This is a genomic window from Microbacterium sp. T2.11-28, assembly GCF_950097975.1.
Taxonomy (GTDB): domain Bacteria; phylum Actinomycetota; class Actinomycetes; order Actinomycetales; family Microbacteriaceae; genus Microbacterium.
Genome location: NZ_CATNHF010000029.1, coordinates 84,866 through 100,263, shown reverse-complemented (window position 1 = coordinate 100,263; position 15,398 = coordinate 84,866). Strand labels below are relative to the sequence as shown.

Genomic DNA, 15,398 nt, shown 5'->3' with positions numbered 1-15,398 from the left:
AGGGCTCCGGGGCACCTTCAGCCACGCTCACGGCGGGCGCTCCTGGCACCCCGGCTTCGGTGTTCCTAGAGTGGGCTCATGTCCGACACGATCCACCACCCGCTCGACGATCCCGCCACCGACCCGTTCGAGGTCGCGGCACGCGCAGCCGACGACATCGCCCGGCTCACCGGCGTCGACCGGCACGACATCGCCCTCACCCTCGGCAGCGGCTGGGGCAAGGCCGCCGACCTCATCGGCGAGACGACCGCCACCCTCGCCGCGACGGACGTCACCGGTTTCAGCAAGCCTGCACTCGCCGGCCACGTCGGCTCGCTGCGCAGCGTGGTGACCCCGTCGGGCAGGCGGGTGCTCGTGATCGGCGCGCGGACCCACTACTACGAGGGCCACGGCGTGCGCCGCGTCGTGCACAGCGTGCGGACCGCCGCCGCCGCGGGCGCCCGCACGATGGTGCTCACCAACGGCGCCGGCGGCATCAAGCCCACCTGGAAGCCGGGCACCCCGGTGCTCATCAGCGACCACATCAACCTCACCGGCGACTCGCCCCTGGAGGGGGCGACCTTCATCGACCTGACCGACCTCTACTCGACGCGGCTGCGCGACCTCGCCCGGCGGATCGACCCGTCCCTGGACGAGGGCGTCTACTGCCAGTTCCGCGGCCCGCAGTACGAGACGCCGGCCGAGGTGCGCATGGCCAAGACGATCGGCGGCCACATCGTCGGCATGTCGACGGCCCTCGAGGCGATCGCCGCTCGCCAGGCGGGCATGGAGGTGCTCGGCTTCTCGCTCATCACCAACATGGCCGCGGGCATCCAGACGACGCCGCTCAGCCACCAGGAGGTGATCGAGGCCGGCCAGCAGGCGGAGCCGGTGATCTCGGCGCTCCTGGCCCGTGTGATCGGCGAGCTGTGATGGGCGCCTCCCCCGCGCCGTCGACGATCGAGGCGGCGCGCGCCTGGCTCGCGCAGGATCCCGACGAGGCCACGCGCGCCGAGCTGTCCGCGCTCATCGCCGCGGCCGACGCCGGCGAGGACGCCGCGCGCGCCGAGCTCGCCGACCGCTTCGGCGCACGGCTCGAGTTCGGCACCGCCGGTCTCCGCGGGCGCCTGGGGGCCGGCTCCAACCGCATGAACCGGGTCCTCGTCGCGCAGGCGGCCGCCGGTCTGGCCCGATATCTGCGGGAGACGTCGGAGGATGCCCGCCCGACGGTGGTCGTCGGCTACGACGGACGCCGCAACTCGGACGTCTTCGCCCGCGACAGCGCGGAGCTGTTCGCCGGGGCGGGTCTGCGGGCCGTGCTCCTGCCGCGCCTGCTGCCCACGCCGGTGCTCGCCTTCGCCGTCCGGCATCTGGACGCCGCGGCCGGCGTCATGGTGACCGCATCCCACAACCCGCCCGACGACAACGGCTACAAGGTGTACCTGGGCGGACGCGACGGCGGGTCGCAGATCGTCTCGCCCGCCGATGCCGCCATCGCAGCCCGCATCCTCGAGGTGGCCGCGGCCGGCGACATCGGCGCGCTCCCCCGCGGCGCGTACGAGATCGCCGACGAGTCGGTCGTCGACGCCTACGTCGCCGCAACCGCGACCGTCGCGCCCGCCCCTGCGGGAGCCGCCGGAATGAACTGGGTCTACACGGCCATGCACGGCGTGGGCCACGAGACCCTCGAGCGGATCCTCCTCGCCGCGGGGTATCCGCTGCCGACGGTCGTCGCCGAGCAGATCGAGCCCGACGGCGCGTTCCCGACGGTGTCGTTCCCCAACCCCGAGGAGCCGGGCGCGATGGACCTGTCGTACGCGACGGCGCGCGCCGCGGATGCGGAGTTCATCATCGCCAACGACCCCGACGCCGACCGCCTCGCCGTCGCCGTGCCCGATCCGGGCGCACCGGAGGGCTGGCGGCGCCTCACCGGCAACGAGGTGGGACTGCTGCTCGGCTGGCGCGCCGCACGGGCCGCCTCGGCCGGCGGCGGCGGGGCGCTGGCCTGCTCGCTCGTCTCCTCGCCGGGCCTCCAGGCGGTCGCCGAGCACTACGGGCTCGGCTTCCACGCGACCCTGACGGGATTCAAGTGGATCTCGCGCGCGCCCGGGATCGTCTTCGGCTTCGAGGAGGCGCTCGGCTACCTCGTCAACCCCGAGACCGTGCGCGACAAGGACGGCATCTCGGCGGCGGTGGCGATGCTCGGGCTCATCGCCGAGGCGCGGGAGCAGGGACGCACCCTCGCCGACCTCATGCGGCAGTTCGACGAGACCTTCGGCGTCTTCGCCTCGGGTCAGGTGTCGGTGCGGGTCGTGGACCTGTCGCTCATCGGGCGCATCATGTCCGCGCTGCGGGCCGCGCCGCCGGCGCACGTCGGAGGCGTCGCGGTCGAGCGGATCGACGACCTGCTGACCGGGGTCGACGGACTCCCGCCGAGCGACGTGCTGCGCCTGTGGCTCGCCGACGGCTCGCGCGTGATCGTGCGCCCGAGCGGGACCGAGCCCAAGCTGAAGGTCTACCTCGACGTGCGGGGCACCTCGACCGCCGACGCCGCCGACCGCCTGGCGGCGATCGAGGCGGGCGCCCGGGCCCTCCTCGCCGCGGCGCAGGCCTGACTCCGCGTCCCACTTCCGGCGCTCCGTGTCCCACTTCCGGTGCTCCGTGTCCCACTTCCGGTCGTCCTCGCTACCCGAATGCGACCGGAAGTGGGACACGCAGCCCCGCCGCTAGGCTCGGGACGTGCTGCTGACCGAACCGATCGCCCTCAAGAACGACCACGTGCGGCTGGAGCCGCTGGAGCCCCGCCACGCGAACGACCTGACCGCCGCGCGCGAAGGGCTCGACTACGCGTGGTACACGTCGGTCCCGGTCTCGGTGCCGGAGGAGATCGACCGGCGGCTCGCCGAGCGTGACGCGGGCCGGATGAACCCCTGGGCGGTCGTGTCGAGCGGTCGCGCGGTGGGGATGACGACGTTCTGCGAGATCGACCAGGCCAACCGCCACGTCGAGATCGGCTACACGTGGATCGCCCGTTCGGTGCAGCGCACCGCGGTCAACACCGCCGCCAAGCTCCTGCTGCTGACGCACGCCTTCGAGACGTGCGACGCGATCGCGGTGGAGTTCCGCACCCACTGGCACAACCGCCCGTCCCGCGCCGCGATCGAGCGGCTGGGGGCACGGCAGGACGGTGTGCTGCGCAACCACCGGCTCGGGCCCGACGGCAGCCTCCGCGACACGGTGGTCTACTCGATCCTGCCCCACGAGTGGCCTGCCGTCCGGCTCGGCCTCCAGCGCCGGCTCGAGCGCTGAGCGGCGCGCTCAGCCGTCGACGACGGCGACGAGCTCGTCGAGGAACGCGCCGAACGTGGTGCCCTTCCGGACGATCCGCTGCACGCTGTCCCGCTCGCTGAACACCTCGACGAGCTGCTCGAACACGGTCTGGAACGCCGCGCGGTCGGACTCGCTGAACGCGACCATCGCGACCACCTGGACCCGTCCGTCCCCCCACGGGATCGACGGGTCGGCGATCCCCACGGCGATCGCGGTGCGGGTGGCGGTCATGCCGAGCGCGTGCGGCACGGCGAGGGCATCCGAGAAGGCCGTCGACGACAGCCGCTCCCGTTCGAGGGTGCGCTGCACGTAGTCGTCGTCGATGACGCCCTGGCGCACCAGCAGTGCGCCCAGACGCGTGATGACGCCCTCCTCGCCCTCGGCGGCCGTCAGCCCGTGCACGAACGCGTCGGCGGCGAAGTAGCGCTCGAGCTCGGCGCGCAGGCGCGCCAGCCGGCGTCCCCGCCGCACGCGGCCCGCGGCGGCCTGGACGCGCTCGACGTCGGCCTCGGTGAGGAAGGGCTGGATCCGCACGAAGCGGTCCCCGGGCACCGGCGGATCGATCGTCGTCAGCACCAGATCGGTGTCGATCGAGGCCCAGTCGGGATCGACGCGCGTCTCGACGCCGACGACCGTCACGGCCTGCCCGAGCGACTGCGCGATGCTCGAGCGCAGCAGCTCGTGCAGCTCGTAGTACCCCGGGCACACGATGGTCGCCGACAGGACGGTGCCCGCGCGGCGGCTGCGCTCGAGCCGGCCGCCCACGTGCATCGCGATGTAGGCGATCTCATCGTCCATGAGGGAGATCCCCAGGAGTCCGCGGAGCCCGTCGGAGATGAACACGGCGACCTCGAAGATCATCGGGTAGGTCGTCTTCAGCGAGCGCGTGAGCGGATTGCGCGACCAGGCCTGCTCCTGCGCGCGGAGGCGGAGGTTCTGCACGTGGAGGGCCAGGCGCAGCACGAAGTCCTCGTGGTCGATGTCGACCTGGAACTCCGCCGCCGCCCTCGCCACGACGTCGCGCACGGCGTCCTCGACCTCCGGATCGAGCCTTTCCCGGATGACCGCGGCCGGCTCGGCGGCGCCGGGGGCCACCACGCGGCTCTGGACGAGCGCGGCGAGGTGACGCAGGTCGCCCGTGCCGAAGGAGACGCCCAGGTGGGCGATGCTGAGCCGGTCGATGAGGGCCTCGATGCGGACGGCGGCCTCGCCTCCCTCCGACATGCCCGCCTCGTCGAGGCCGTGGTCCCGCGCGACCCGGTCGGCGGCGATGGCCACGTGCATCATGACGTCGCCGATGCCGAACTCGTTGACGAAGTAGCCCAGCTCGGTGAGCCCGGCGACGAGGTCCGCCTTGAAGGGGCCGAACGCCGCCGCTCCGATGGAGTCCTCGCCGAGCGCCCGGCGCAGCGCGTCGAGATCGAAGGCGCCGTCCTCGGTCTCGTCGTGGGCGAGGCGGCTGAGCAGACGCCGCTGCGCCATCTCCGTGCCGCGCAGCCGGGCCCGCGCCGCCGTGCGCTCCAGCACGAGCTCGGTGCCGCCCAGCAGCGCGCGCACCCGCGCGAGGTCCGCATCGAGGGTGGCGGGACTGACGTGGAAGAGGTCGGCCGTCTCGAAGACGTCGATGCCGTCGGGAGCGGCCAGCACGGCCCGCACGAGGCGGTGCAGCCGGTCGCGGGGCGTGCCCGCCTCCACTCCGCCCGCCCGCTGCGCGGCCGCGACATCCGCCCCCGCTCGGTAGCCCTGGGGCCCGGACTCGATCGCCACGCCGTCGGGCACGCGCGCGTTGATCGCGGTCACGTAGGAGCGGATGCTGCGGGGCGTCACCCCGACGGCGTCCGCCAATTCGGCGGCGGTGGTCCACTCCGGAGTGCGCGCCAGCAGTCCGAGGACGCGATCCTGGCGGGCTCTGCTCACCGGACCAGTCAACCACGGGCCACCGCCGGGGGTTTCCGCCCCCGCGGAAACAGGCGTGGTTGTCCGCTCTCAGCGCTTTCACAAGAATGGGGCCGAAGGAGGCGGATCGATGAGGATCCTCGTGGTGTGCGGCGCGGGAGCGTCGAGCACGTTCGTGGCACAGCGCGTCCGGCATGCGGCACATGACCGCGGTCGCGACATCAGCGCGGTCGCCGGCACCGAGCAGTCGCTGCCGATCGACCTGGACGCCGCGGACGTGGTGCTCGTCGGTCCTCACCTGCAGCACGCCATCGAGCGCATCCAGCGCGACGCCGCCCCGCGCGGCACCCGAGTCGTGCTCCTGCCGCCGGACATCTTCACCGACTTCGACGGCTCGCGCACGCTCGCGCTCGTCGACGAGGCCATGACCGCCGCGGCGGACCCCCACCGCGCCCACCGAGAGGAACACGCATGACCGTCGCGTCCCGCACCGTCCGCATCGGCTCGTCCCACGGTCTGCACGCCCGCCCCGCGAAGCTGTTCGCCCAGGCCGTGAAGGAGGCCGGGATCCCGGTCACCGTCTCGAAGGGCTCCGGAGCGCCCGTCAACGCCGCGAGCATCCTCGGGATCATCGCCCTGGGCGCCGAGAAGGGCGACTACCTCACCCTCACCGCCGACGGGGAGGGTGCCGAGAACGTCCTCGACGCCCTCGCCGAACTGCTGACGACCGACCACGACGAGTAAAGAACCACAAGGAGATCCACACCATGAGCGAACTGCGCGGAGTCGGCATCGGACTGGGCGTCGCCCAGGGACCCGTCGCACGGATGGCCGAGCCGCTGCCGGCTCCCGTCGACGAGCCCTCCACCCGCACGCCCGACGAAGAGCTCGCCCGGGTGCGCGAGGCGGTCGCCGCCGTCGCCCGCGAGCTCGAGCAGCGCGGCACGCAGGCCGGGGGCCTGGCCCGCGAGGTGCTCGAGGCGCAGGCGATGATGGCCGAGGACCCCACGCTCGACCAGGAGGTCTCCACCCGCGTCGCCGCCGGCAAGACCGGCGAGTTCGCCGTGCACGACGCCTTCGCGACCTTCCGCGACATGCTCTCGGCGATGGGCGGCTACCTCGGCGAGCGCGCCGCCGACCTCGACGACGTCGCCCAGCGCGTGATCGCGCGGCTGCGCGGGCTCCCCGCCCCCGGCATCCCCGACCCGGGCCACCCGTTCGTCCTGGTGGCCAAGGACCTCGCCCCCGCCGACACCGCACTGCTCGACCTCGACCAGGTCCTCGCGCTCGTGACCACCGACGGCGGGCCGACCTCGCACACAGCGATCCTGGCGCGCGAGAAGTCGATCGTCGCGATCGTGGGCGCCGCCGAGGCCAAGGGACTCACCGACGGCGAGACGGTCATCGTCGACGCCGCCAAGGGCATCGTCACCACCCAGCCCACCGCCGACGAGCTCAGCCAGGCGCAGAACCGCGCCGATGCGCGGGCGTCGGCGGCGTCGGCGCCGATCACCCCGGGGGCCCTCGCCGACGGCACCGCGGTGCCGCTCCTGGCGAACCTCGGCAAGCCCGGCGGCGCGGCCGAGGCCGTCGAGCTCGGCGCCGAGGGAGTGGGACTGTTCCGCACGGAGTTCCTGTTCCTGTCGGCCACCCAGGCCCCGACGGTCGAGGAGCAGACGAAGGCGTACACCGAGCTCCTCCAGGCGTTCCCGGGCAAGAAGGTGGTCGTCCGCGCGCTCGACGCCGGCGCCGACAAGCCCCTCGCCTTCCTCAACGACGCCCACGAGGAGAACCCGGCGCTGGGCCTGCGGGGCCTGCGCGCCCTCCGCGCCAGCGAGGACATCCTCCGCGAGCAGCTCACCGCGCTCGCCAACGCGGACGCCGCCACCGAGGCCGACCTGTGGGTCATGGCGCCGATGGTGTCCACCGTCGAGGAGACCGACTACTTCGTCTCGCTGGCCAAGGAGTACGGCATCAGGACCGCCGGCGTCATGGTGGAGGTCCCCTCCTCGGCGCTCCTGGCCGGGAAGGTGCTCGAGATCGCGGACTTCGCGTCGATCGGCACGAACGATCTGACGCAGTACACCCTCGCCGCCGACCGCCTGCTCGGGTCGGTGTCGAGCTTCCAGGACCCGTGGCACCCTGCGGTGCTGCAGCTGATCAAGACGACCGGCGACGGCGGGAAGGCCAACGGCAAGCCCGTCGGCATCTGCGGCGAAGCCGCCGCAGACCCGCTGCTGGCGGTCGTCCTGGTCGGCCTCGGGGCCACCACCCTGTCGATGGCACCCACGGCGCTCGCCGACGTGCGCGCCACGCTCCTGCAGTACAGCCGTGAGGATGCCGAGCGCATCGCCACGGCAGCCCTCGCCGCATCCGATGCGGCAACCGCCCGAACCGCGGCACAGGCCGCGGCCGGATCCCCCGCCTGAGCGCGGTCACCCGAAGAAGGAGAAACCAGCACATGACAACGGCGTCCACCCCCACCACGGGGGTCAACCGCGCACGGGTCGGAGTCCAGCGCTTCGGCACGTTCCTGTCCGGCATGATCATGCCGAACATCGCGGCCTTCATCGCATGGGGATTCATCACCATGCTCTTCATCCCCGACGGGTTCTTCGGTGCCCGCAGCCCCTTCGGCTGGCACTGGTTCCCCGTCGCGGAGATCATCGGCGGCGGCGGCGACTCCGCCGCGATCGGCTGGCAGGGTGCGATGACGTCCCTGGCAGAGGGCGACGCGGGCAACTTCGCCGCGTACGTCGGCCTCGTCGGCCCGATGGTCACCTACCTGCTGCCGCTGCTCATCGCCAACACCGCGGGCCGCATGGTCTACGGCGAGCGCGGTGGCGTGGTCGCGACGATCGCCACGATGGGTGTCATCGTCGGCACCAACATCCCGATGTTCCTCGGCGCGATGATCATGGGCCCGCTGGCCGCACTGATCACGAAGTGGATGGATAAGATCTGGGACGGCAAGATCAAGCCGGGCTTCGAGATGCTGGTGAACAACTTCTCCGCCGGCATCCTCGGCATGATCCTCGCCATCGTCGGCTTCTTCGCCTTCGGCCCGATCATGCTCGGCATCAGCGCGTTCCTCGGCGGCGTCGTCGACTGGCTCGTCTCGCTGAGCCTGCTGCCGCTGCTGTCGATCATCGTCGAGCCTGCAAAGGTCCTGTTCCTCAACAACGCCATCAACCACGGCGTGTTCACCCCGCTGGCCCTCCAGCAGGTCGAGGAGACCGGCAAGTCGATCCTGTTCCTCATCGAGGCCAACCCCGGCCCCGGCGTGGGCCTGCTGCTCGCCTTCACGTTCTTCGGCGTCGGCCAGGCCAAGGCCTCCGCCCCGGGCGCGGCGATCATCCAGTTCCTCGGTGGCATCCACGAGATCTACTTCCCGTACGCCCTGAGCAAGCCGGCCACGATCCTCGCGCTCATCGCGGGTGGTGCCACCGGTGTCACGACGAACATGCTCTTCAACGGCGGCCTGCAGTTCCCCGCCGCCCCGGGCAGCATCATCGCGGTCACCGCCGCGGCGATCGGTGCCGGCGTGCCGAACCTGCTCGTCGTCTACCTCTCGGTGATCCTGTCCGCCACGGTGACCTTCCTCATCACGGCGGTCATCCTGCGGGCCTCGCGCAAGCGCGACCTGGCCGCCGAGGCCGACAGCTTCGGCGCGGCGATCGCGCAGACCGAGGCGAACAAGGGCAAGTCGTCCGCCGCGATGGACGCGCTGCGTTCGTCGGGAGCCGCCGCCGGCGGCGTCGCCACCGACAAGAAGGTCTCCACGATCGTGTTCGCGTGCGACGCGGGAATGGGCTCCTCGGCGATGGGCGCGAGCGTCCTGCGCAACAAGATCAAGAAGGCGGGCGTCGAGGACGTCACGGTCACCAACAAGGCGATCGCGAACCTCGACGGCAGTGAGGACCTCGTCATCACGCAGCAGCAGCTCACGGAGCGCGCCAAGTCGCGCACGCCGGACGCGCTGCACGTGTCGGTCGACAACTTCATGAACTCGCCGAAGTACGACGAGGTCGTGAAGCTGGTCGTCGACCAGCACGACGCGTAGCCTCGGAAGACCGCTGCGGGGCCGGGTTGCGCGATGCGCCCGGCCTCGCAGCCCGAGGCCCGAGCCCCACCGAAGCCTGAGATCCATCGAACAGAGGTTTGTCATGACACGTGAAGTCCTGAATGTCGGGCAGGTCCGCATCCACACCGGATCCGCGACCCGCGAAGAAGCGATGAAGGAGGCGGCGGACATCCTCCAGGCCGCCGGTGCGGTCACCGGCGCCTACTTCGACGCCATGAAGCAGCGCGAGGAGACGGTGTCCACCTACATGGGCAACGAGCTCGCCATCCCCCACGGCACCAACGAGACGAAGGACGCGATCCTCGAGTCGGCGCTCTCGTTCGTCCGCTACGACGGCGGCGTCGACTGGGACGGCAACCCGGTGACCTTCGTCGTCGGCATCGCCGGCAAGGGCGACGAGCATCTGGAGATCCTGTCGCAGATCGCGCTGCTCTTCTCCGACGACGACGAGGTCGCCCGTCTCAAGGCGGCGCAGACGCCCGAAGAGCTCTTCGGCCTGCTGGCGTCGGTCAACTCCTGATGAAGGCCGTCCACTTCGGCGCCGGCAACATCGGCCGGGGCTTCGTCGGACTCCTCCTCCACGAGGGCGGATACGAGCTCGTCTTCTCGGACGTCGCGGCCCCCCTCGTCGACGCGATCAACGCCGTCGACTCCTACACCGTCCACGAGGTCGGCGAGGGCGGAGCCGACAAGGTCGTGACGGGGTTCCGAGCCATCAACAGCGCGACGCAGCCCGATGAGCTCATCGAGGAGATCGCCGGCGCGAACGTGGTCACGACGGCCGTCGGCCCGACGATCCTCCGCTTCGTCGCTCCCCCGATCGTCGCGGGGCTCGCCCTGCGCGACCCGTCCTCTCCCCCGCTGCAGATCATGGCGTGCGAGAACGCGATCAATGCGACGGACCTCCTCCGCGAGGAGATCAAGGCGCAGGCCGGCGAGGCCTGGGACGCCCTCGAGGCTCGCGCCGTGTTCGCCAACACCGCCGTCGACCGCATCGTGCCGGCCCAGCCCGCCGGCGCCGGCGTCGACGTGACCGTCGAGCCGTTCTTCGAGTGGGCGATCGAGCGCCCGCCGTTCGGCGACGAGCCGCCGGTGATCCCCGGCGCCCATTTCGTGGACGACCTGGCGCCCTACATCGAGCGGAAGCTCTTCACGGTCAACACCGGTCACGCCACCACCGCCTACTTCGGCGCCGAGGCCGGGGTCGAGAAGATCTCCGACGCCCTGGCCGATCCGGTCATCGCCGGCAAGGTCGGAGCCGCGCTCGAGGAGACCTCCGCGCTCCTGGCCGCCAAGCACGGCCTCGACCCGGCGGAGCTCGCCGAGTATCGCGCCACCATCCTGCGCCGCTTCGCCAACCCGGCCCTGCCCGACACCGTCGGACGCGTCGGACGGCAGCCGCTGCGCAAGCTGTCCCGCCACGAGCGCTTCGTCGGCCCCGCGGCCGAAGCGGCCGAGCGCGGGCTGCCGGTCGACGCCCTGCTGGCGGCGATGGGCGCCGCTCTGCGCTTCGACGACCCCGACGACGAGCAGTCCGTCGAGCTCCAGCAGCGTCTGCGCACCGAGACCGCGGCGGACTTCACGGCAGCCGTGACCGGGCTCGAGCCCGGCCACCCGCTCGCGGCCCGTGTCGAGGAGCTCGTCGCCGCCCGTCAGGCCGAACTGGCATGACCCCGAACCGCCGTCGCCGCCGCGTCCTCTGGTGGACGCTCGGCGGCGTCGGCGGGCTCCTGCTCGCCGCGGTGATCGGCGTGGTGGTGTGGAGCCAGGTCGGCGTGTACCAGGCCGAGCCTGCTCCCCTGGCGGCCGTGCGCGCCGATCCCGGGATCTCGCTCGTCGACGGCCCCGCGGGGATCGTCCTCTCCCCCGCCGACGCGGAGTCGAGCGGTGCGGCGACGGGAGATGCGGGGCTCGTCTTCATCCCCGGCGCGAAGGTCGACCCCTGGGCCTACGCGGCGACGCTGTCGGGACTCGTGCGCGATGCGGATCTGACCGTCGTCATCACCAAGCCCTGGCTGAACCTCGCGTTCTTCGACGTGCGCCCCCTGACCGCCTTCACGGACCTCGCCCCCGACGTCGGCACCTGGATCGTCGGCGGGCACTCCCTCGGGGGCGTGCGGGCGTGCACCCTCGCCGCCGACGCCGACGCGCTCGCCCTGTTCGCCTCGTACTGCGCGACCGACCTGTCCGGCTCCGGCCTGCCCGTGCTCAGCCTCTCCGGCAGCGAGGACGGCCTCTCGACCCCGGCGAAGATCGACGACGCGCGCCACCTGCTGCCCGCCGACGCCCGATTCGTGGAGATCCCCGGCGCGGCCCACGCGTCCTTCGGCGCCTACGGTCCGCAGGACGGCGACGGCACGCCCTCCGTCTCGCTCGAGGACATGGTCGCGGAGATCACCGACGCCGTCGGCGCGCTCGCGTCCGAGCTGGAGTGACGCGCCCGCGCCGGCGATAGCGTCCCGCCCCCCTGCCGATAGCATCGAGCGGCAGGGACCTGGCCGGGCCGCGACGTCGCGGCGCCGCACCGAACGGTCTGGACGAAGGAGTCTGGGGAATGCGCGAGCGCCGCTACGCGATCATCGGCGCGGGCCCGTCGGGCCTGGCCGCGGCACGTGCGCTGCAGCGCGCCGGCATCGCCTTCGACGGATACGAGGCGGCCTCCGGCGTCGGCGGGCTCTGGGACATCGACAACCCGCGCTCCACCGTCTACGAGTCCGCCCACCTCATCTCGTCGCGCACGACGACCGAGTTCGCCGAGTTCCCGATGGACACGACCGCCGACTACCCCGGCCACCGCGAGCTCGTCCGCTACTTCCGCGCCTACGCAGCGGAGTTCGCGCTCGCCCCGCACTACCGCTTCGAGACGCGCGTGACCGCGCTCGCCCGGCGCGCGGACGGCGACTGGGACCTCACCGCTGCAGGCCCCGACGGCCCGGTGACGACCGCCTACACGGGCGTCATCCTGGCCAACGGCACGCTGGCCGAGCCGCAGATCCCGACGTTCCCGGGAGAGTTCTCCGGCGAGCTGCTGCACACGAGCGCCTACAAGAGCGCCGCCCAGCTCGACGGTCGCCGGGTGCTCATCGTCGGAGCGGGCAACTCCGGCTGCGACATCGCCGTCGACGCCGTGCACCGCGCAGCATCGGTGGACATGAGCGTCCGCCGCGGCTACTACTTCGTGCCGCGCTACCTCTTCGGCCGCCCCGCGGACACCCTCAACCAGGGGCGCCCGCTCCCGGCGCGGCTCAAGCAGTTCGTCGACACGCGCGTGCTCCGCGCGTTCACCGGCGACCCCGTGCGCTTCGGGTTCCCCCGCCCGACCTACCGGATCTACGAGTCGCACCCCATCGTCAACACGCTGATCCTCGGCCACCTCGGTCAGGGCGACCTGCGCATCCGCGCCGACGTCGCGCGCTTCGACGGCGACACCGTCCGCTTCCGCGACGGGACCTCGGGCACCTACGACACGGTCCTGCTGGCCACCGGCTACCGCCTCGACTACCCGTTCGTCGACCGCGCCGCGCTGAACTGGACCGGCATGGCGCCGCGGCTGTTCGTCAACATCTTCCCGCCCTCGTTCAACGGGCTGTTCGTGATGGGCATGGTCGAGGCCTCGGGCCTGGGATGGCAGGGCCGCTACGAGCAGGCCGAGCTCATCGCCGCCTACCTGCGCGCCGACGCCGGCGACCCCGAGCGCGCGGCGCTGTTCCGCCGCCGGGTGGACGACCCCTGGCCCGACCTCACCGGCGGGTACCGCTACCTCGGGCTCGAGCGCATGGCGTACTACGTCAACAAGGACGCCTACCGCGGCACGGTCCGCGCCCTCACCCGCTCCCTCACCGCCACGCGCGGCGCCTCGGGAAGGCGGGCGGCATGAACCCCGACGACGTCCTGCTGAACTTCACCCCCGGCACGCTCACGATCCTCAACGTCGTGCTCGCCCTGATCATGCTGGGCGTCGCCCTCGACGTCACCCTCGACGACTTCCGCGTCGTCGCCCGACGGCCACGGCCCATGATCATCGCGATCGTGGCGCAGCTGCTGGTGCTTCCCGCCGTCACCTTCGGCCTCACCTTCCTGCTGCCGGTGACGCCGTCGATGGCCCTCGGGATGATCCTCGTCGCGTGCTGCCCTCCCGGGAACATCTCGCAGGTGCTCACCCATCGCGCCGGCGGCAACGTCGCCCTCTCCGTGTCGATGACGGCGGTCTCCAACCTGCTCTACATCTTCGCGCTGCCGCTGTCGATCGCCTTCTGGGGATCGCTGCGCGCCGACACCCGGGAGCTCCTCTCGGCGGTCTCGCTCAACGGCTGGCAGATGCTCCTCGAGATCGTCCTCATCATCGGGGTGCCCTTCGCCGTCGGCCTGACGGTGCGCCACCGCCTCCCCGCCCTCGCGGCGCGGGTGCAGCCGTTCGTGAAGTGGTTCTCGCTGCTCGCGCTGCTGGCCTTCATCGCCGCGGCGCTCGCGGGGAACTGGCAGTACTTCATCGCCTTCCTCGGCATCATCGTGCTCGCCGTCACGATCCACGACGCCGTCGCCCTCGCCATCGGCTGGACCACCGCCGCCGTCGGGGGCCTCGGCACCCGCGAGCGCAAGGCGATGACCTTCGAGGTGGGCATCCGCAACGCCGGACTCGGGCTGGGCCTGGTCTTCACCTTCTTCGGAGGGCTCGGCGGCATGGCCATCGTCGCTGGCTGGTGGGGAATCTGGGACATCGTGGCCGGCCTCGTCGTCGCCTCGCTGTGGGCGCGGCACACGCGTCGCCGCACGGGATCGGCGAAGGGCGACGCGACCGCACGCGCGCCCCGCGACGGCGCGGAATCCCCGGCGGCGGAGGAGCGGCCGTGACCCGGGTCGCCGTCACCGGCGGGGCGGGCTTCCTCGGCTCGCACGTCGTGACCGCGCTCACCGCGCGCGGCGACGTCGAGGCGGTCGTCGCAGCCGATGTGCGCCCGGCAGCGACGCGCGGCGACGTGGTGTCGGAGTCGGTCGACGTCACCGATCCCGGTGCGCTCGCGCCGGTGCTGCGCCGTCACGCGATCGACGTCGTCGTGCATCTGGCCGCCGTCGTCACCCCCGGCCGCGACCACGCCCAGGAGTACCGGGTCGACGTCGAGGGCACGCGGAACGTGCTGTCGGCGTGTATGGCCGCCGGGGTCCGCCGGATCGTCGTGTCGTCTTCGGGCGCCGCCTACGGCTACCACCCCGACAACCCCGTGCCGCTGCGCGAGAGCGATCCGCTGCGGGGCAACGACGAGTTCCCCTACGCGCGTCACAAGCGCCTCGTCGAGGAGATGCTCGCCGCCCATCGTGGGACGCACCCGGAGCTCGAGCAGGTGATCTTCCGCATCGGGACGATCCTCGGCCCGACGGTGCGCAACCAGATCACCGCGCTGTGGGACGGGCCGCGGATCCTCGCGGTCCGCGGGTCGGACTCCCCGTTCGTCTTCGTCTGGGTGGACGACGTCGCCGGCGCGATGGCCCGTGCCGCCACCGACGGCCCGCCCGGGATCTACAACGTCGCCGGGGCCGGGACGATGACGGTCCACGAGATCGCCCGGCGGCTCGGCAAGCCGACGGTCACCGTCCCCGCCGGCGTGCTGGCGTCGCTGCTGGGCGTCGGACGCGCGCTGCGGCTGACCGACCACGGTCCCGAGCAGGTGAACTTCCTCCGCCACCGCCCGGTGCTCGCCGCCGAGGCCCTCTCGGAGGTGTTCGGCTTCACGCCGGCACTGTCCACGCGCGAGGCCTTCGAGGCCTATCTCGCCACCCACCCCGGCGTCGCCCGGGTCTAGCCGGAGCGGCAGGGTCCGGCCCGGGCGTGTTCGCAACTCCGGATGTTCTGGCTCGCAAGACCCCTACGACCGCCGCGCGTGCCCTTACACGCCCTGAATTCCGGAGTGGCGAACGGCGGATCGATCCGGCGCCTGGCCGCTGCCTCCGGCCGGCACCATCGACCCTGCGTCCACAACTCCGGAAGATCCGCCGTGCGGCCAGTCCGCGGGGCGGCCCCCCGCGGTGTCGAGGCAGAGATTCCGGAGTTGTGAGCGACCGACCGTCGGCTCCTCCCGAACCGGCCGCCGGCGGCGACGGTTCCCGGGCCGCA

14 protein-coding genes are annotated in these 15,398 nt (G+C 72.3%); 13 read left to right on the top strand and 1 reads right to left on the bottom strand.

The annotated features are described in order from the left end of the window. Positions 1-78 precede the first annotated feature (78 nt). The 3 genes from QQZ13_RS13090 (at position 79) to QQZ13_RS13080 (ending at position 3,288) form a co-directional block, all read left to right on the top strand. Positions 79-912: a purine-nucleoside phosphorylase gene (locus tag QQZ13_RS13090; protein ID WP_284529740.1), complete on the top strand. Its 834-nt coding sequence runs from the start codon at positions 79-81 to the stop codon at positions 910-912. Next, positions 912-2,594: a phospho-sugar mutase gene (locus tag QQZ13_RS13085; protein ID WP_284529738.1), complete on the top strand. Its 1,683-nt coding sequence runs from the start codon at positions 912-914 to the stop codon at positions 2,592-2,594. The genes QQZ13_RS13090 and QQZ13_RS13085 overlap by 1 nt, the downstream gene beginning before the upstream one ends. A gap of 124 nt (positions 2,595-2,718) precedes the next feature. Beyond that, positions 2,719-3,288, top strand: coding sequence for a GNAT family N-acetyltransferase (locus tag QQZ13_RS13080; RefSeq protein ID WP_284529736.1), 570 nt, complete (start codon positions 2,719-2,721; stop codon positions 3,286-3,288). 9 nt (positions 3,289-3,297) lie between these two features. Here QQZ13_RS13080 and QQZ13_RS13075 read toward each other — a convergent pair whose 3' ends face one another. Further along, positions 3,298-5,226 (bottom strand): transcription antiterminator, encoded by a 1,929-nt coding sequence (locus QQZ13_RS13075; protein ID WP_284529733.1) that lies wholly within the window; start codon positions 5,224-5,226, stop codon positions 3,298-3,300. A gap of 109 nt (positions 5,227-5,335) precedes the next feature. Between QQZ13_RS13075 and QQZ13_RS13070 the strand changes: the two genes are divergently transcribed. The 10 genes from QQZ13_RS13070 to QQZ13_RS13025 all read left to right on the top strand — a co-directional run bounded on the left by QQZ13_RS13070 (position 5,336) and on the right by QQZ13_RS13025 (position 15,087). Continuing rightward, positions 5,336-5,680: a PTS sugar transporter subunit IIB gene (locus QQZ13_RS13070; RefSeq protein WP_284529731.1), complete on the top strand. Its 345-nt coding sequence runs from the start codon at positions 5,336-5,338 to the stop codon at positions 5,678-5,680. Continuing rightward, the gene (locus tag QQZ13_RS13065) at positions 5,677-5,949 is read left to right on the top strand and encodes an HPr family phosphocarrier protein (RefSeq protein ID WP_284529729.1); all 273 of its coding nucleotides are present in this window, start codon (positions 5,677-5,679) and stop codon (positions 5,947-5,949) included. Before QQZ13_RS13070 ends, QQZ13_RS13065 begins: the two co-directional genes overlap by 4 nt. Positions 5,950-5,972: 23 nt before the next feature. Then, on the top strand, positions 5,973-7,634 hold the full coding sequence (ptsP, locus tag QQZ13_RS13060) for a phosphoenolpyruvate--protein phosphotransferase (RefSeq protein WP_284529727.1): 1,662 nt from the start codon (positions 5,973-5,975) through the stop codon (positions 7,632-7,634). 32 nt (positions 7,635-7,666) lie between these two features. Beyond that, positions 7,667-9,268 (top strand): PTS mannitol transporter subunit IICB, encoded by a 1,602-nt coding sequence (locus QQZ13_RS13055; protein ID WP_284529726.1) that lies wholly within the window; start codon positions 7,667-7,669, stop codon positions 9,266-9,268. Between the two features lie 103 nt (positions 9,269-9,371). Further along, positions 9,372-9,809: a PTS sugar transporter subunit IIA gene (locus QQZ13_RS13050; RefSeq protein ID WP_284529725.1), complete on the top strand. Its 438-nt coding sequence runs from the start codon at positions 9,372-9,374 to the stop codon at positions 9,807-9,809. Beyond that, positions 9,809-10,960, top strand: coding sequence for a mannitol-1-phosphate 5-dehydrogenase (locus tag QQZ13_RS13045; protein WP_284529724.1), 1,152 nt, complete (start codon positions 9,809-9,811; stop codon positions 10,958-10,960). The genes QQZ13_RS13050 and QQZ13_RS13045 overlap by 1 nt, the downstream gene beginning before the upstream one ends. After that, a complete protein-coding gene (locus QQZ13_RS13040) occupies positions 10,957-11,724 on the top strand; it encodes an alpha/beta hydrolase (RefSeq protein WP_284529723.1) in 768 nt (255 codons plus the stop codon). Before QQZ13_RS13045 ends, QQZ13_RS13040 begins: the two co-directional genes overlap by 4 nt. A gap of 119 nt (positions 11,725-11,843) precedes the next feature. Beyond that, on the top strand, positions 11,844-13,166 hold the full coding sequence (locus tag QQZ13_RS13035) for an NAD(P)/FAD-dependent oxidoreductase (RefSeq protein WP_284529722.1): 1,323 nt from the start codon (positions 11,844-11,846) through the stop codon (positions 13,164-13,166). Then, the gene (locus QQZ13_RS13030) at positions 13,163-14,140 is read left to right on the top strand and encodes a bile acid:sodium symporter family protein (RefSeq protein WP_284529721.1); all 978 of its coding nucleotides are present in this window, start codon (positions 13,163-13,165) and stop codon (positions 14,138-14,140) included. The genes QQZ13_RS13035 and QQZ13_RS13030 overlap by 4 nt, the downstream gene beginning before the upstream one ends. Further along, on the top strand, positions 14,137-15,087 hold the full coding sequence (locus QQZ13_RS13025; protein ID WP_284529720.1) for an SDR family oxidoreductase: 951 nt from the start codon (positions 14,137-14,139) through the stop codon (positions 15,085-15,087). The genes QQZ13_RS13030 and QQZ13_RS13025 overlap by 4 nt, the downstream gene beginning before the upstream one ends. Positions 15,088-15,398 lie beyond the last annotated feature (311 nt).